Source organism: Microbacterium sp. CCNWLW41, from assembly GCF_037083505.1.
The window spans coordinates 1-17,214 of sequence record NZ_JBAOJP010000006.1 but is presented as its reverse complement, the minus strand read 5'-3'; the positions used below and the strand labels follow the sequence as shown (position 1 = coordinate 17,214).

Annotated in this window: 11 protein-coding genes; 5 read left to right on the top strand and 6 right to left on the bottom strand. The window is 73.5% G+C overall.

The genetic code is table 11. The features are described from left to right. Positions 1 to 27: 27 nt before the first annotated feature. Positions 28 to 1,152, bottom strand: a complete 1,125-nt coding sequence (locus tag V6R91_RS20530; protein ID WP_336396783.1) for a YlbL family protein — start codon at positions 1,150 to 1,152, stop codon at positions 28 to 30. Between the two features lie 144 nt (positions 1,153 to 1,296). Between V6R91_RS20530 and V6R91_RS20525 the strand changes: the two genes are divergently transcribed. After that, entirely contained in the window at positions 1,297 to 2,697 is a 1,401-nt protein-coding gene (locus V6R91_RS20525) for a zinc-dependent metalloprotease (protein WP_336396782.1), read from the top strand. A 769-nt stretch (positions 2,698 to 3,466) separates the two neighbouring features. Here V6R91_RS20525 and V6R91_RS20520 read toward each other — a convergent pair. Both V6R91_RS20520 and nudC read right to left on the bottom strand, forming a co-directional pair. Continuing rightward, positions 3,467 to 5,245 carry an ATP-dependent helicase gene (locus V6R91_RS20520; RefSeq protein ID WP_336396781.1) on the bottom strand — a complete coding sequence of 593 codons (1,779 nt, stop codon included), beginning with the start codon at positions 5,243 to 5,245 and terminating at the stop codon, positions 3,467 to 3,469. Further along, positions 5,242 to 6,156 carry an NAD(+) diphosphatase gene (gene nudC, locus V6R91_RS20515; RefSeq protein WP_336396780.1) on the bottom strand — a complete coding sequence of 305 codons (915 nt, stop codon included), beginning with the start codon at positions 6,154 to 6,156 and terminating at the stop codon, positions 5,242 to 5,244. Before nudC ends, V6R91_RS20520 begins: the two co-directional genes overlap by 4 nt. A 77-nt stretch (positions 6,157 to 6,233) precedes the next feature. Between nudC and V6R91_RS20510 the strand changes: the two genes are divergently transcribed. Then, a complete protein-coding gene (locus V6R91_RS20510) occupies positions 6,234 to 7,487 on the top strand; it encodes a phosphotransferase (protein ID WP_336396779.1) in 1,254 nt (417 codons plus the stop codon). A 33-nt stretch (positions 7,488 to 7,520) separates the two neighbouring features. Here V6R91_RS20510 and V6R91_RS20505 read toward each other — a convergent pair whose 3' ends face one another. Together V6R91_RS20505 and V6R91_RS20500 are read right to left on the bottom strand one after the other, a co-directional pair. Then, positions 7,521 to 10,877: a UvrD-helicase domain-containing protein gene (locus V6R91_RS20505; RefSeq protein ID WP_442928168.1), complete on the bottom strand. Its 3,357-nt coding sequence runs from the start codon at positions 10,875 to 10,877 to the stop codon at positions 7,521 to 7,523. Positions 10,878 to 10,879: 2 nt separating this feature from the next. Next, on the bottom strand, positions 10,880 to 14,068 hold the full coding sequence (locus V6R91_RS20500) for an ATP-dependent helicase (protein WP_336396778.1): 3,189 nt from the start codon (positions 14,066 to 14,068) through the stop codon (positions 10,880 to 10,882). A gap of 157 nt (positions 14,069 to 14,225) precedes the next feature. Here V6R91_RS20500 and V6R91_RS20495 point away from each other — a divergent pair, with 157 nt between their 5' ends. After that, positions 14,226 to 14,450 (top strand): DUF3107 domain-containing protein, encoded by a 225-nt coding sequence (locus V6R91_RS20495; RefSeq protein WP_045296833.1) that lies wholly within the window; start codon positions 14,226 to 14,228, stop codon positions 14,448 to 14,450. A gap of 13 nt (positions 14,451 to 14,463) precedes the next feature. Then, positions 14,464 to 14,754, top strand: coding sequence for a hypothetical protein (locus V6R91_RS20490; protein ID WP_336396777.1), 291 nt, complete (start codon positions 14,464 to 14,466; stop codon positions 14,752 to 14,754). 26 nt (positions 14,755 to 14,780) lie between these two features. Here the strand turns inward: V6R91_RS20490 and V6R91_RS20485 are convergent, their stop codons facing one another. After that, complete coding sequence (locus V6R91_RS20485) at positions 14,781 to 15,494, bottom strand: ferritin-like fold-containing protein (protein WP_336396776.1); 714 nt, start codon at positions 15,492 to 15,494, stop codon at positions 14,781 to 14,783. Positions 15,495 to 15,712: 218 nt separating this feature from the next. Here V6R91_RS20485 and V6R91_RS20480 point away from each other — a divergent pair. Beyond that, the coding region (locus V6R91_RS20480; protein WP_336396775.1) for a DEAD/DEAH box helicase at positions 15,713 to 17,214 on the top strand (1,502 nt) is incomplete at its 3' end.

Below are 17,214 nucleotides of genomic sequence, written 5' to 3'. Positions count from 1 at the left end.
CAACGTTTCGGGAACGATCGCCGCGCGTCAGCGTGCGGTGCAGGTGGGCAGCGCGTCCAGGTCGCCGTCCTCGCGAACGGCGTCGAGCACCGCCATAGCGTCGTCGAGATCCTCGACCGCGAACACGCGCAGATCACCCGGGATGTGCCCGACGACCTCGTCGCAGTTCGCCTCCGGGGACAGGAACCACTCCGCCCCGGCATCCACCGCGCCCCACATCTTCTGCCGGACGCCGCCGATGGGTCCGACGGTGCCGTCCGCCGAGATGGTGCCGGTGCCGGCGACCTGCTGCCCGCCGTTGAGCTCGCCGGGGGTGAGGGTGTCGATGATCCCCAGCGCGAACATCATGCCGGCGCTCGGACCGCCGACGTTGTTGAGCTGGATCGTCACGTCGATGGGGAACTCGTAGTCGGTGGTGAGGTTCACGCCGATGAGCCACGTCTCCTCGCCGTCGAGCACGGTCTCCTCGGGCGTCACCTCCACGGTCTCCTCCTGGCCCGCCCGATCGACGAGGAGCTCGACGGCGGCGCCCTCGCCGTCGTTGATGACACGGCGCAGGGTGGCGGCATCCGTCACCTCCTCGCCGTCGGCGGCGAGGATGATGTCGCCCTGCTCGAGCAGCCCCTCCGCGGCGGCGCCGTCGATCACGGAGTAGACGGCGAGCTGGCCGCCGACGTCGTACCCCAGCTCGGTGAGCGCGGCCGCGGTCGCCTCGTGCTGCGAGTCGATCATCATGGCGGCGCTCTCCTGGTTGCGCTGCTCGGTCGTCTGATCCTCGGGGAAGATCGAGTCGATCGGGAGCACCGCCCTGGTCGGGTCGAACCATGCCAGCGCCAGCTCGAACCACGACGGGGTCTGCTCGCGGTTGCCCTGCACCTGCACCGTGAGGAGGTCGAGGGAGCCGTCCGTCGGGAAGGTCTCGGCGCCCTCGACGGAGATCAGCGGGACCTCTTCGCCGTCGGAGTTCTCGGCGGTGCCCAGGGTGTTGTACACCGGTCCCGGCTGCTGGATCACGTACGACGTGGGCAGGAAGGTGATGACCAGCAGCGCCACCATCGCCACCGCGAGGGCCCACACACCGGCGACCGTCCGCCGCGACATGCGCTGCCGCGGGGCGGGCTCGATGGTGGAGTTCTCGTCGAACAGGGCCACGCGGGACCTCTCTTCCGTGCCTTGGGTGGATTCGCTGGTCGTTCGCGACCGGCGTAAGGCGTACGGGGTCCCTGCCGGGGAGTGCGACGGATGCTGCGACTAGCGTAGAGCGCGTGGGTCCCGACCGGCTGAAAGGCGACTGAAGTGGCAGACGACGACCGCAGTCCCGAGGACGACTTCCAGGAGCTCATGCGCCAGCTGTTCGGCGGCGCCGCGGGCGACTTCGACGCCGAGCAGCTGTCGCGGCTGTCGGGGATGAACATCGACCCCGCCATGATGCAGGCCGTCATGAGCCAGCTGCAGGGAGCGTTCGCGGGCGCCGACGAGGGCATCTCGTGGGACCTCGCCAAGCGCCAGGCGCTGCACATCGCCAACCAGGAGGGACTGGGCGTCACCGCGGGCCAGCGCACCGACCTCGATCAGGCGTTCTCGCTGGCGACGCTGTGGCTCAGCGAGGCGACGACGATCTCGGAGCTTCCCGCGCCCCCGGCGACGATCACCCGCGGCGGGTGGGTCGAGGCCACGCTCCCGGTGTGGCAGGAGCTCGCGGAGCCCGTCGCGACGAGCATCGCCGACGCTCTGACGACGGCGCTCAGCGAGCAGGCGCCCGAGGACATGCAGGCGATGGTGCAGGGCGCCGGACGGCTCATGCGCACCGTCGGGGGCTCGCTGTTCGCCTCGCAGCTCGGGCAGGTCGTCGGCAGTCTCTCGAAGGAGGTCGTGAGCGGCGGTGACGTGGGCATCCCGCTCATGCCCGACGGCGAGGCCGCCATCCTGCCGCAGAACTTCGCAGACTTCGGCCGCGACCTGGAGGTGCCGGAAGACCAGCTGGCCCTGTACGTCGCGACGCGGGAGCTCGCGCACGCACGACTGTTCCGCCACGCCCGCTGGCTGCGGCTGCACGTCATCTCGCAGGTCACCGACTTCGCGCGCGGCGTGCACGTCGACACCGACGCGCTCGAAGACCTCGCGTCGCGCTTCGACCCGTCCGATCCCGACGAGCTGCGCAGCGCCATCGAGAGCGGCGCGCTGCTGCCCGCGCGCTCCGAAGCGCAGGACGCGGCGCTGGCCCGCCTCGAGAATCTCCTCGCCACCATCGAGGGGTGGGTCGAGGTCGTGACCGAGACCGCCACCTCGCGCCTTCCTGCCGCGCAGCGGATCGCCGAGGCGGTGCGCCGGCGTCGTGCCGTAGGCGGTCCGGCGGAGCGCGCGCTGGGCTCGCTGGTGGGCCTCGAGATCCGGCCGCGCCGCATGCGCGAGGCCGCCGCGATGTGGCGCGCGGTGACGGATGCCGTCGGCGCGAGCGCCCGGGACGCGCTGTGGGACTACCCCGACCTCATGCCGAGCGCCGCCGACATCGACGATCCGGCTGCGCTCGTGGCACGGCTGGAGGCCCGCGCCCGCGGCGAGGAGCCGGCGAGGGATGAACTGGATGACGCCCTCGCGCGGCTGCTGGCGGGCGAGGTGCCCGAGGCCGACGGACTCGACGAACAGGGTCGCGGCGATGACGAGGGCAGCGCCCCGGACGATCACCGCCCGGTCTGAGCCGGGCTGCACCGCCTCCTCCCCAGGCTCGCGGCCGGGGGCGGTTCGCCGCCCGCGCCTGTGGACAGGCATCCGGGCGCCGCGTCGCTCGGGCAGGATCAGGGCATGCTGCGCCTCGACCCCTCGCACCCGCCGGTGTGGCGGACAGACACCGTCCTCCAGTTCGGCGCGGAGCCGGTCGCCGTGCTTCCCGACCCCGAGCCGTGGATGCTGCGGCTGGTGAGCGAGCTGGAGCGCGGCATCCCGGATTCCGCCTTCACGCCCCTCGCGCAGGCGATGGGCGCACCCGACGCCGCCGCCGCGAGCCGCCTGCTCGCACAGCTGCGAGGCAGCCTGGCCGACGATCCCCCGCCGCGCCCGCGGATCACCGTGCGGTGCGAGGATCACGTTCCCGACGAGCAGCGCGATGCGATCGCCGCGGGCGTCTCGGCGTCGGGGGCCGACGTGGCGGTCGCCCACCGCTTCGACGCGGTGACGGATTCTCCCCCGGGATCGGCGGTGCTGCTGGTCGTCCACCGCGTCGTTCCGCCTGGCTCCGCGGCGGCGCTCATGGCCGCCGACCGCGTCCATGTCCCCGTCGCGCTCACCGGCACGGGCGCCGAGATCGGCCCTTTCGTCGTGCCCGGCCGCACCGCCTGCCTCGCGTGCGTGGCGGCCGCCCGTCGAGACGAGGACCCGTCGTGGCCGGTCGTCGCCGCTCAGCTGCTGGGAAGACCGGTCGAGGTCGCACCCGCGGTGCTGTGGGAGGCGGGCATCGTCGCGGGGCGACTCATCGCGGAGCGCGCGCAGAGCCCCGCGCCGCCCCGGACGCGGTCGGTGGCGCTGCGCGGCGACTCGCTGCACCGGACCGTGCGCTCGCACCGCCCGCACGCAGACTGCCGCTGCCGATCTCTCGGAGAAAGCGCGACGGCTGCCGCTCCCGCACCCCTCGAGACCAGGTCAGCGACAGCGTTCGCCCGGCCCGCGTGATCCCGACATAGGCCAGGCGGCGCTCCTCGTCGACCTGCTCGAACGTGGTCGCGTACGAGATCGGAAGCAGCCCTTCGGCCACTCCGACGAGATGCACGTGATCCCACTCCAGGCCTTTGGCCGCATGGAGCGTCGCGAGGGTGACCGTCCGCATAGCCGGCTCGTCGTGGACCTTCGCGCGAGCGGTGAGCTCGTCGGTGAACGCGCGCAGGGTGGTGCCCGCGGGCGCTTCCTGCGCCAGGCGCAGGAGCGCCGCGCGCGCCTCCCAGGCGTCGCGGAGCGCACCGCCCGCGGCAGGAGGCTCGTCGGTGAGGCCCCGCGAGCGAAGGATGTCGCGCACCGTGTCGACGAAGCCGCTCTCGATGGGAGCGATCGACGCCGCCCGCAGCTCCATCACCGCCTGCCGGACCTCGGGCATGTCGAAGAACCGGCGGCCGCCGAGCACCGTCGTCGCGATGCCGGCGTCCGACAGCGCGGCGACGAGCTCCGCCGACTGGGCATGGGAGCGGTAGAGCACGGCGATGTGGCCAGGGTCCGCGCCCCCGGCGATCTGCTCCGCGATCCGCGCGGCCACGGCACGTGCCTCGGCGCGGTCGTCCTCGAACGCGGTCACCGTCGGGATGACGTCGGACGCGGTCGCGTCGCCGCGAGGGGACGCCGCCTCCAGGTGGAGGGCACCGGGCCGCCCGCGCATGAGCTCGTTGGCGACCGCGAGGATCGCGGCATCCGATCGGTAGTTCGTCTCCAGGCGCACCATTCGCGCGCCCTCGTACCGGGACGGGAACTCCAGGAGGAAGCGCGCGTCCGCCCCGGCGAAGGAGTAGATCGTCTGGCTCGCGTCGCCGACGACGCAGAGGTCCCGCCGGTCGCCGAGCCAGAGCTCGAGCAGGCGGTTCTGCAGCGGCGAGACGTCCTGGAACTCGTCGACGGTGAAGTGGCGGTACTGCTCGCGCACGGCCTTGGCGACCTGGGGCTCGGCCTCGAGCATGCCGGCGCAGGCGAGCAGCACGTCCTCGAAGTCGAGCTGCCGGCGCTCGTCCTTGAGCTTCTCGTACGCGCGCTGCAGGGCGACCACCCGGTCGACGGAGAGGCGCCCCACCCCGCCCGGACGGGCGGCGGCGTAGTCGTCGATGCCCATCATCGAGACCTTGCGCCACTCGATCTCGGAGGCGACGTCGCGGAGCGTGGCCACGTCGGGATCGAGGCCGATGCCGTCGGCCGCATGGGCGAGCAGACGCACCTTGTTGTCGACGATCGCCGGCGCGGTGTCGCGCGCCAGCGTCGGCCAGAAGTAGTTCAGCTGCGCGAGCGCCGCCGCGTGGAAGGTGCGTGCGGCGACGCCGTTGACACCCATCGCCCGCAGTCGCCCGCGCATCTCGCCGGCGGCCTTGTTCGTGAAGGTGACCGCCATCACCCGCTGTGGGGAGTATGCGCCGGTGTCGACGCCGTGCGCGATGCGGTGGGTGATGACGCGCGTCTTGCCCGTGCCGGCACCGGCCAGCACGACGACCGGCCCGCGGAGCGCCGTCGCAGCCTCGAGCTGACGGTCGTCGAGCCCGGCGAGGGCACCGGTGCTCATACCCGCTCCGCGTGCCAGTCCGAGATGAGCCGGTGCGCGATCGACGCCCGTCCCGGAAGGACCACCTCGCCCTCGCCGGCCAGCGCGCGCCCGATCTCGTCGCGCGTGAACCACCGGACGGCGGCGATCTCCTCGCCGTCCGCGCGCGCCGAAGCGTCGTCGCGCGCCGTGGCGAGGAAGCCGACCATGAGCGACCGCGGGTACGGCCAGGCCTGGGAGCCGCGGTAGGTCACCGCGCCGACGGCGATCCCCGACTCCTCGAACACCTCGCGCCGCACCGCGGCCTCGAGCGACTCCCCCGCCTCGACGAACCCGGCGAAGCACGAGAACCGCTCGGGACCCCACAGCGCGTTCGAGCCGAGCAGCAGGGCGTCGGGGTGCTCGGCGCTCGTGATGGCGACGATCACCGCGGGGTCGGTGCGGGGGAAGTGCTGGCGACCGCAGCTCGGGCACCGCCGCGACCAGCCGGCGTCGCCGAGGTCGGTGCGGGCGCCGCACGCCGGGCAGAAGGGCGCGTCGAGGAGCCATCGGCCGAGGCTCAGCGCCTCGACGAAGGCGCTCGCGTCGCGGGACGACAGCGCGCCGCCCACGGCGCGGAGCGCGGCCCAGCCGGACGCCGTGGCGAACAGCTCGTCCTCCTGCGCCGGGAACACCGCTGCCAGCAGGGCGGCGCCGTCGGCGTCACGGCCGAGGAAGGCCCATTCGGCGCCGGCCGGCACCTCGGACGGTGCCACCCACCGCAGCGCGTCGGGCGTGGCCAGCGGCGCGGTGTCGCCCGCGATCGCGAGGACCTGCGTCGCGGCATCCGCCCGGAGCTCGTCGACCAGCCCCGGTGCGAGCCGCTCTTCGGCCGCGCGGTCGAACCCTGGACCGGCCGGCGGCGGAAGTGTGGTGCTGTCGGGCGCCGTCATCGGACATGCTCCGCTTCGTCGATCTGGGCCGGGCGTGGCGCGGGGACGGACGAGCGCGACCGACCTACCCTGGGCACATGGCACGCTCACCCCTCACTCTAGCCGCGTCCGTCACGTCGGCTCTGCCGCGGGTCGGGGTCGTGGGAGTCGGTGCGCTCACCGAGGGAGCGACCGGTCGCTACGACACCGCGGTGGCGGACCTCGACGACGGCCGGCGCGTCGTCGTGCGGGTTCCCGCTGCCGCGTCGGCCGCCGAGGAGCTGGCCGCGGAGGCGCGGGCGCTGCGAGCCCTCACGCCGGGCGTGCGCGGCCTCCTCCCGTTCCGCGCTCCGGAGCTGCTCGGCGAGACGGGCCTCGGCGGCAGCCGCGTCGTCGTCGTCGACTTCCTGCCCGGGTACCGGGTCGATGCGGTGCACCTCCCTCCCGGCCGCGGAGCGGCGACGTCGCTCGGCGCCGCGCTGGCGGCCCTGCACGCGCTTCCGCATTCCGTCGTGAAGACCGAGGGTCTGCCCGCGCGGACACCGCAGCAGGTGCGGGCCGACGCCGGGCGCCTCATCGACCGGGCGACGGCGACGCGGCGGCTGCCCATGAGCCTCGCAGCGCGGTGGCATCGCGCCGTCGACTCCGACGACCTGTGGCGCTTCGAATCGGCCGTCGTGCTCGGCGGCGCGGGGGCTGCGTCCTTCCTGTTCGAGGATCTCGACGGCGTGCCGACCGTGACCGGCCTGCTGGAGTGGCACGGCCTGTCGATCGGCGACCCCGCGACGGACCTGCAGTGGCTGGCCTCGGCGCCTGAGGCGGCTGAGGACGTCTACGCCTCGTACGTCGCCGCGAGCGGCCGGGCACCGGACTCCCGCGCCCGCGAGCGCGCCCGCCTGTACGCCGAGCTGGAGTTCGCCAAGTGGCTCGTGCACGGCCACGATGAGGGCCGCGAGGACATCGTCGCCGATGCGGTGGATCTGCTCGAGTCGCTCGCCGGAGGCGTCTCGACCGACGACATCGTCCCCCGCGAGGGCCTCGGCGTCGACGACGCGATCGCACTGCTCGAGCGCATGCCCGAGGCCTCCGCGCCGACCGTCGACACCTCGATGCACACCGACGCCTACGATCCCGAAGAGCTCGCGCAGTGGGTGACGGACGACGTCGACCTGCCCGACACCGACGCGGACGCCGGTCCCGACGACCTGTCGACGGCACCCATCCAGCTCCCGGTGCCGGCGGCAGCGGGCGCGCGCGCCGAGCCGGGGGCGGGGTCGGCCGACGGCCTGGATGCCGCAGCGGAGGCGGAGCGCGCGTCCGAGGCGGCGCTGCGTCGCTGGCTCGCCGACTGACGTCGGTCCGGACCCGGCACTCGCCCGTAGCTCTCAGCCGCGCAGGATGACATCCTCGGCGACGTAGTAGAGCGCGACGTCGATGTCCTCGAGCGAGACGCCGTGCTTGGCGTGGTACGCCTGCCGGTAGAGCTCGAGCTGCAGCATCCGCTCGTCCTTCTCGGCCGCCGTGCGCGGTGCCACGCCCGTCTTCCAATCCACGATCTCGATGCGACCGCCGCGATCGGGCCGCCGGTAGACGGCGTCGAGCTTGCAGATGACGATGTGCGGCAGCCCGTCGGGCCCGGTGGTCGCGAAATCGATCTCGGTCTCGACCTCGATCGGCTGCAGCGGCGCCCACTCGGAGGCCAGGAACCGCTCGCGCAGGCGGTCGAGGGCCGCGGCGTCCTCGACGGAGGCCTCCGTGTCGGGCGCCTCGTCGTCCGTCTCCCAGAGCGCGTCGTCGATGGACCCGCCGAGCCCCACACGACCGGACCGCTGTTCGACCCACGCGTGGAAGAGCGTCCCCAGGCGCGTCTGGCGGAACGGGCGCTCGGGCATCGGGCGGGCGATGCTCGCCAGCGTGCCCTCCAGGTCGGCGACGTACTCCTTGTAGCGTGACGCGGCGATGCGTGTGGGGGCGGTGTGCACCGGGCGGGCGCGGCGGGCGTCCCGCTCGGCCAGCAGCAGCGCCGCCTGCGGATCGAGCGCCGCGCGAGGCCCGGCGGCGGCGTCGTCGACCGCCGAGGCCGCCTGTACGACGGCGGCGCGCCGCGCCCCGAGCGGGTCGATCGGCCACTGGAGCACCCGGCGCTCGCCCTGGTATGGATCATCGCCCGGCTCGTCGTCGGAGAGGGTCACGCCCAGTGCCGCGGCGATCTCGGTGAAGAACGTGCTGCGGGCACGGGGGCGCTTGGTGCCCGACCACGTGGCGCCCGTGAGGAGCAGATGCTCGCGCGCCCGGGTGACGGCGACGTACGCCAGGCGACGATCCTCCTCGAGCTGGCGCGCGCGGTTCGCCTCGATGAACGCCTCCATCGCCGCCTTCAGGTCCTGCTGCGTCTGCGCCGACCGCCACCCGAGCTCGGGGAGCCATGCGGAGTCTCCGCGGAACGTGAACGGCAGCACGCCGAAGCCCAGCCAGGCCTTCGTGTCGCGCGGCGCGCTGGGCAGCTCGTCCTTGACCATGCGCACCACGGCGACGGCATCCCACTCGAGGCCCTTGGATCCGTGGATCGTCAGCAGCTGCACCACGTCGTCCTCGGGCGGCTCGGTGCGCGGGGCGAACTCGTCCAGCTGCTCGGCGTGGTCGAGCCACGCGAGCAGGCTCGACAGGGACCCCGTCTCATCGGCCGCCAGGAAGGCGTGCACCTCGTCGACGAACGCGCGCAGCTGCGCCGAAGCCACGCGGGCAGGACCTCGCGACTCGTTCGCCGCGAGCTCGATGTCGAGCCTCAGCTCGAGCTCGATCAGCCGCACCAGCTCGGGAATGGGCATCGCGGTCGCCTGGCGGAGGCCCGCGAACACCGACGCCGCATCGCGCAGCCGCTCCCTCGCGTCGGGCGTGAACCCCGACAGCCAGCCGTGGTCGGGCTTGTGACGCAGCACGAAGTCCAGCGCGTCCACGAGCGAGCCGTCGTCATCTACGGCGCTGCCGCGGATGCGTTCGACCACCTCGGGCGCGAGCGGCTGCAAGGACGCATCGTGGCGGGCCAGGCGACGGGCGAGCGCCGCGAGCTCGCGCAGATCCGGCAGCCCGATCGACCACCGCGGTCCGCTGAGCAGCCGGATGAGGGCGGAGCCGGCCGAGGGGTCGCTGATCACCCGCAGCGCGCAGACGACGTCGACCACCTCCGGGGTGGAGAGCAGTCCCCCGAGCCCCAGGATGCGGTGCGGGATCCCGCGGCGCCCCAGCGCGTCGCCGAACCGCACCATGTGCCTCTTGCTGCGGAACAGGATCGCCCCGGTGGTGGCGAGGCCTGCCTGCGCTCGCTCGGCGCGGACGCGGGCGAACCACTCCGCGACCCGGTCGGCCTCGGTGTCGAGGTCGGCGTCGAAACCGAGCTCGACCAGCCCGCCCGGCGCGCCGGGACGCGCGCGGAGCTCCTGCACGGGCACCGACGCCGATGCCGCGAGCGGCGCAAGCACGGCGTTGGCCGCGGCCAGCACCGACGCGCTGTTGCGCCAGCTCGTCAGCAGCGAGTACCGGGCGCACGGGGCATCCGGCGAGAACGCCGCGGGAAAGCCGCCGAGGTTGCCGGCGCTCGCACCCCGCCACCCGTAGATGGCCTGGTGCGGGTCGCCGACGGCCATGACGCCCGTGCCCGCGAAGAGAGCGGCCAGGAGGTCGGTCTGCACGACCGAGGTGTCCTGATACTCGTCCAGCAGCACGACACGATAGCGTTCGCGCAGCTCGTCGGCGACGGCGCGGTGACTGGCCACCACCTCGAGCGCGCCCGCCACCTGGTCTGAGAAGTCGATGACGCCGAGACGCCGCTTCTCTGCGGCGTACTCGCGGGCGAGGTCGGACAGCAGCGAGAGCGCGCCGACCTTCTCGACGGCCTCGGCGACGTCGGCGTACACCGTCGTGCGCTTGTTCGTCGACGGCAGATCGCGCACGGCCTGGAAAAGCGCCGGGAAGGCGGCCAGTTCGTCGAAGTCGACGAGGTTGTCGACGCCGTCGCGCGCGATGCGCAGCGCCGCATCGACGATCGTGCGCACGGCCTCCGCCCGCACCTCGAGGCGAGGGTCGTCGGAGGCGAAGACGACCCGCCGCATGAGGAGCCACGCCGCGGACTCCGAGAGGACGGCGGCCTCGGCATCCCGTCCGATCCGCAGCGCATGCTCGCGCACGATCTGATCCGCGAAGCTGTTGTAGGTGGCGACGGTGGGGCGGTGCAGGAGCGCGTCCTCGGCCGACGACTGGGCCTGGGCGCCAACCGAACTCGCGAGCGCATCCAGCAGACGGTGCCGCTCGGCGGTGGCGCGGGCGCCCTCGACGCCCGATCGCTCGAGCTCGCCGAAGACGTCGAGGCGCCCGGCCTCGGCGAGCGCCGGAAGAGCCGGAAGCAGGCCGCGGCGCTCGAACTCGGCCAGGCGCGCGAGGCGCTTCTGGATCCGCTCGGCGAGCTCGCTCGCCGCCTTGCGCGTGAAGGTGAGGCCGAGGACCTCGTCGCGCCGCACGATGCCGTTGGCGACCAGCCAGACCACGCGGGCCGCCATGGTCTCGGTCTTGCCGCTGCCCGCGCCCGCGACGACGAGCGCCGGAGCCAGCGGCGCCTCGATCACCGCGGTCTGCTCATCCGTGGGCGGGAACTGGCCGAGCGCCGCGGCGATGACCCGTGCGGGGAGGCGAGGCGTGGTGGTGGTCCCGGCGGGCGCCGTCGCCGCGGCGGTGGGCGGGTCGATGATCGTCACGACGCGCTCACCGCACCGATGGTGTGGATGCGGCAGAGGCCGTACGCGTGCTCGTCGCGGCAGTGCTCCTCGTACGGCGCGGTGAACGACTCGCCGCGCATGACCGAGACCGCCGCGCGGATGCGACCGAGGAACGCGTCGCGCCGTTCGTCGTCGAACGGCGGCTGCCAGGGCGTGGCGTAGTCGGCCTTGGTGGCCGTGGGCCGCAGGACCAGCAGCTTCGCGCCCCCCGGGGCATGGCCGCTCGCCGCGGGGATCGCCCCCGCCTCGAAGGCGAGCTGATAGGCCGCCAGCTGCGGGTTGTCGAGCACCTTGGCATCGGTCTGCGGCTCGCGCTTGCCGGTCTTCAGGTCGAGGATGACGACGCTGCCCTCGGGGGTCAGCTCGACGCGGTCGATGTACCCCGACAGCACGACGCGGTGCGGGTCGCCGCCGACGGGGTGGGCGTCGTCGTCGAGGGGGATGTCGACCTCGAAGTGCGGCTCGGCGCCGATGAGGGCGCCGCCGGAGTCCTCGAAGCGGCGCAGGTACAGGTGCAGCCTTCGCACGAGGTCGCGGGCGCGGGTCTGCTCGGCGCGGTCCTGCCACGCCGCCTCGAAGGCCAGCTCCCCCCAGCGCGCCTCGACCTCGGCCCAGAGCGATGTCTCATCGCTGCCGGTCGCGTGCTCGAGCGCCGCGTGGATGATCGTGCCGAGACCGGCCGTCGTGCTGCCCGGGTCGCCGCCCAGATCGCCGATGACCCAGTTGAGCTCGCATTCCTCCAGCGCGTGCAGCCGCGACGGCGACACCCGCACGTCCTCGCGCTCCAGGTCGCGCAGCGCGCCCGTCGAGGTGGGCGCGGCGATGCCGTACCACTCGCGTGGCGCCGCGCCGGGGACGCCGGCATCGGCCAGCAGCGCGAGCTGCTCGGCCGCCCGCGCCACCGACCCGACGCTCTGAGCGGGCACCGGCTGCGCCGGGACGAGACCGCGCATGCCGGCCGTGGTGAGCGTGCGGCGGTGGCGTGCGACCAGGCCTCGCAGCGAGACCGGGTGATCGAGGTCGAGCGGCTCGGGATCCGGCAGCAGCTCGAAGAAGACGCTCGGACCGGTGTCGTCGTCGTCGACGGCCGTGACGATCGTCAGGGCGGTGGCGCGCGACAGGGCCCGCGCCAGGAGGCGCAGCTCGTCGTGCATCGCGGCCCGGCGCCGGTCGAATGTGCCGATCGCCTCGCCGTCGGCGCGGCTGGCCGCATCGGCGAGGCGCCAGGTGTCGAGCAGGCTGCCCCGCAGGCGGGTGTTGGGCCACACCGCGTCCTGGACGCCGGCGATGACGACTGTGTCGAACTCGAGGCCCAGCGCACCGGCGGGTGTCATCACGCGGACGCTGTCGGCGCGCGTCGGAGCCTCGAGGCGGTCCTCGGCGACGCCGCTGTCGAGGATCGACCGGACGAAGACCCGCGGATCGGCGTCCAGCGATCGCTCGACGAAGCGCTTGGCCGCCTGGAAGAGGGCGACGAGCGCGTCGAGGTCGCGGTTCGCCTGCTCGGCGAGCGGTCCGTTCCCGCGGGCGAGCTCGGACCAGGCGCGCTCGAGACCGCTCCTGTCCCACGCGGTCCACAGCAGCTCGTGGGCGGTCGCACCGCGCTCGAGGTCGTCGCGCAGCACGGCGAGGGTGCGCGCGAGGGAGGCCGCGCGGCGCGCCTCCCGCGTGTCAAGCACGTCGAACTCGATCGGCCGGCGCATGGCGGAGAGGATCAGGTCCCGCCCGGAGCGCTCGGGTTGCGCGGAATCGTGCGCCGGATCGACCGCCAGCCGCAGCTCCGCGTGACGGAGCACCGAGCGCAGCCGCCGCAGCTCGATGACGTCCAGCCGGCCGTAGGTGCCGACGAGCGCGGCGGACACGTCCTCGAACACCCATTCGTCCTGGGCCGCCAGCTCGATCAGGCGAAGCAGATCGGCGACCGGCCGGACGCTGCCGAGCGCGCGCCCGGGACCGCCGGCCCGCGCCGGCACCTCGCGCGCGGACAGCTCGGCCTCCAGGGCGGAGACCTGCCGGGTGTCGTGCGCGATCACGGCGCACGCGTGCCACGGCACGCCGTCGTGGACGTGCCGCTCCCGCAGCAGCCGGGCGATCGCGTCGTACTCCTCGGCCGGGGAGCGCAGCGTCAGGGCGCGCACCGATCCGTCGGGCTCGCCGTCGGCTCCCGTGCGCCGGTGCGAGACCACGCCGACGGCTCCGATGCGCTCGGTCACCCGGTCGACGAGCACACGCTGCCACGGTGTTCCGCGGTGGCCCTCCGACAGCACGTGCACCTCGCCCAGCGAGCCCGCCAGGCGGGCGAAGTTCTCCGGCGTCGCGCCGCGGAACGACCCCGAGCCGACGTCGGGGTCGCCGAAGGCCAGCACGGCGGCGCCGCGTGCGCGCACCGCTTCGAGCAGCTCGACGCCCCCGAGCGTCAGCTCCTGCGCGTCGTCGACGAGCACCACCCGGACCCGGTCGACGGCCGGTGTGCCGGTGGGGGCGGTGCGCAGGAGCCCCACGGCCTCGCGGACGAGGCCGGCGGCATCGCGATGCGCACCGCGCATGCCGTCGCGCACCTGCAGGTACTCGGCGAAGAAGGAGGACAGCGCCACCCACGCCGGCAGCTCGTGGCGCTCGCCGAGGTCGCGCAGCCGATGCGGACCGATGCCGAGCGTCGTGCACTCGGCCAGGAACGTCCGCACCTCGGTGCGGAAGCCCGCCGTGCCGCGGATCGCCGGACCGAGCCAGTCGGGCCAGCGCGCCGCACCGGCGGCCTCGTCCTCTTCGTCGCCCTCGAGGAGGTCGCGGATGATCTGATCCTCGTCGCCGCCGGTGAGCAGCTGCGGCGGGTCGGCGTCGACCGCCACCGCGTGCGCCCGGACGATCTGGAACGCGTAGGAGGCGACCGACCGCGCCAGCGGTCCGCTCGTGGCCACCCGGACGGCCAGGCCGAGGCGGTCGCGCAGCGCCGTGGCGGTCTGCCGCGACGGCGTGAGCACCAGCAGCGAGTCGGGGTCGGCGCCGGCGTCGACGAGCGCCGCGACGCGGGCCACCAGGGTCGCCGTCTTGCCGGTGCCCGGTGCCCCGACGACGACACCCGAGGCGGTGGCGGGCAGCGCGATCACCGCGCGCTGCTGCGCGTCGAATGGGAGCGCCCCGCGCTCACCGCCTCCCGAGACCATGCCTCGACGGTAACGCGTGCGACCGACATCCGACCGTTCGCTCAGAGCGTTTCGGCGACGGCGGATGCCCCGCGCGCGTGTCGTAGAGTTGCCATGCGCCCGGGGAGCCCTGAGCCTTTCAGCGAGCAACCGTCGCCCCGCGCAGGAGGTCAGTCACGTGGAGATCCGCATCGGCATCGCGAACACCGGCCGCGAGCTCAACTTCGAGACGAACGAGCCGGCGGCCGACGTGAAGAAGTCCGTCGCCGCAGCGCTCGACGCCGGCGCCACGCACGTCACGTTCGCCGATGCGAAGGGCAACTCGTACATCGTCCCCACCGCGGGGCTGGCGTACATCGAGCTCGGCTCCGAGGAGTCGCGGCGCGTCGGCTTCGTCGCCTGATCCGGAGCCCGGCGTGCAGATCCTCATCGCCTTCATCCTCGGCGCGGTCATCGGCACCGGCATCCACTTCCAGCTGCACCAGCGCCTGACACGCGGCGTCGCGCTCGCGCCGATGATCGGCGCGGTCTCCGCCGGCGCGGCGTGGGCGATCCTCACCTGGCTCGGTGTGGGCATCGACACCCCGTGGCCGTGGCTGGCGGCGCTGGTCGTCCCGATCGTCGTGACGTATCCCGCCATCATCGCGGTGTCGCGCGCCCGCGTGCAGCACGACGTCCGCGAGAAGGCCCGCCTCGGCATCGGCTGAGCCGCCCCTCGCCGCCGGCGCCGTCGTCAGGCAGCCAGGCCCATGGCGTCCATGCGCCGCGAGTGCGCGGCCATCAGCTCGGTGAAGACCGGCTCGACCTTCTCCTGTGCAGCGAGCCCGCGCGGGGTGGGCCGCAGCGCTGCGCGTGCGATCAGCAGCGTGTCCCCGACCAGACGGCGGCCCCACAGCGCCAGCAGCGAGCGCCACTCCGGGTCGCTGGAGATGGTCTCGGCGATCAGCTCGACGATCGCCTGACGATCGGAGTCCGCCAGCAGGATGCGCGCGACGCGGTCCCCGGTCTCGCCGTAGCTCGCCGACAGCGCGAGGTAGAAGTCGTCCAGCATGCCGGCGGTGATGTGCACGGACAGCAGGGTCTCTTGCGGCCGCACGCCGTGCGTCGCGGCGCGGAAGGCGTCCAGCGGCTCACGGAAGGGGCGCATGATCTCCGTCGGGTCGTCGCCCCGCTCCCTGATAAGCGCCACGAGCGCCTCGTGCTTGGTCAGGGCCGCGCCGGCGGCTCGCGAGACGGCCTCCTTCTCGGCGAGCTCGGGGATCGTCTGGATCTGCTCGGTCAGCGTCTCGAAGAAGCCGAGCTGCAGATACGCCGCCTGACCCAGGAACGTGTCGATGTCGGGCGCCAGCTCCTCGAAGTCGACGCGATTCGCGCCGCTGAGCTCGTCTCGCGAGCGGAGCTGGAGCTTGCGCCCCGTGTCGCGGCGCTCCCAGAACCACTTGACCATGCACGAAAGCCTACGAGGGCGCGCGCCCGAAAGCGTGCCTCGCGGGGCACCTCGGGTATCGTGGGTGTCGTCCCCGGCGTCGGATCGGGGCGCCCGCGCCTGTGGGAAAGAAGGGCGTGGACCGCACTTCCGCCCGCGCGGCGGCCTCGACGAGGCCGGTAACCGCGCCCGGGCGACACCAACCCAGGCAGCATCCCACTGCCGGACAGGCACACATCGTGACGACCTTCGCCGAACTCGGCGTCGATCAGGACATCGTCGACACCCTCACTGCGAAGGGCATCGTCGACGCGTTCCCCATCCAGGAGCAGACGATCCCCCTCGGCCTGCCCGGCCAGGACATCATCGGCCAGGCCAAGACCGGCACCGGCAAGACCTTCGGCTTCGGCATCCCCGTGGTGCAGCGCCTGGGCCCGGACCCGGCCCACGGCGTGAAGGCGCTCATCGTGGTGCCTACGCGCGAACTGGCCGTCCAGGTCTACGAGGACATGGACATGCTGACCTCGAACCGCTCGACGAGCGTCGTGGCCATCTACGGCGGCAAGGCGTACGAGGGCCAGATCGACCAGCTGAAGGCGGGCGCCCAGATCGTGGTGGGCACCCCCGGTCGCCTGATCGACCTCAACAATCAGCGCCTGCTGGACCTCTCGAACGCCACCGAGGTGGTCCTCGACGAGGCCGACAAGATGCTCGACCTCGGCTTCCTCCCCGACATCGAGAAGATCTTCTCGAAGGTCCCGGCGGTCCGTCACACGCAGCTCTTCTCCGCGACCATGCCCGGTCCGATCGTCGCGCTCGCGCGGCGGTTCATGTCCAACCCGATCCACATCCGTGCGACGGACCCCGACGAGGGCCTCACGCAGGCGAACATCCGCCACCTCGTGTACCGGGCGCACTCGCTCGACAAGGACGAGGTCATCGCCCGGATCCTGCAGGCCGACGGTCGGGGCAAGACCGTGATCTTCACGCGCACGAAGCGGGCCGCCCAGAAGCTCGTCGACGAGCTCAGCGACCGCGGCTTCAACGCCGGCGCGGTGCACGGCGACATGAGCCAGGAGGCGCGCGAGCGCTCGATGGCGGGCTTCAAGGCCGGCAAGAAGGACGTGCTCATCGCGACGGACGTCGCCGCGCGCGGCATCGACGTCGACGACGTCACCCACGTCATCAACCACACGATCCCCGACGACGAGAAGGCCTACCTGCACCGCGCGGGTCGCACCGGCCGTGCCGGCAAGACCGGCATCGCCGTGACGTTCGTGGACTGGGACGACCTGCACAAGTGGGCCCTCATCAACCGCGCGCTCGAGTTCGGTCAGCCCGAGCCCGTCGAGACCTACTCGTCGAGCCCGCATCTGTTCACCGATCTCGACATCCCGGCCGGCACGAAGGGGCGCATCGTGACCGCCCCGAAGACCCAGGCCGTCCGCGTCCAGCCCGAGAGGGCTGCGGATGCCGCCGCCGAGGTCGAGACGAACGGGCAGGCACCCGCGCGCCGGCGTCGCCGGCGTCGCTCGGGCGGCCAGGACGAGCGTGTCGGCTCGACGTTCGAGAGCGACGGGGACGGCGCCAAGACGTCGCGGGACCACGCCGCGCAGAGCGGCGACGCCGATCGCTCGTCGGAGGGCGGCGGGACGCACGACGGCGGCGGCAAGGAGCATCACGACGGCAAGCCCGCCCCGGCGCGGCGCCGGCGCCGGCGCCGCGGCGGCGCCGCGCCCGC

Excerpts from the sequence above, each read along its gene's own strand:
- V6R91_RS20510 (WP_336396779.1), top strand. The coding sequence starts at position 6,234 with ATGGCACGCTCACCCCTCACTCTAGCCGCGTCCGTCACGTCGGCTCTG.
- nudC (WP_336396780.1), bottom strand. The coding sequence starts at position 6,156 with ATGACGGCGCCCGACAGCACCACACTTCCGCCGCCGGCCGGTCCAGGG.
- V6R91_RS20520 (WP_336396781.1), bottom strand. The coding sequence starts at position 5,245 with ATGAGCACCGGTGCCCTCGCCGGGCTCGACGACCGTCAGCTCGAGGCT.
- V6R91_RS20500 (WP_336396778.1), bottom strand. The coding sequence starts at position 14,068 with ATGGTCTCGGGAGGCGGTGAGCGCGGGGCGCTCCCATTCGACGCGCAG.
- V6R91_RS20485 (WP_336396776.1), bottom strand. The coding sequence starts at position 15,494 with ATGGTCAAGTGGTTCTGGGAGCGCCGCGACACGGGGCGCAAGCTCCAG.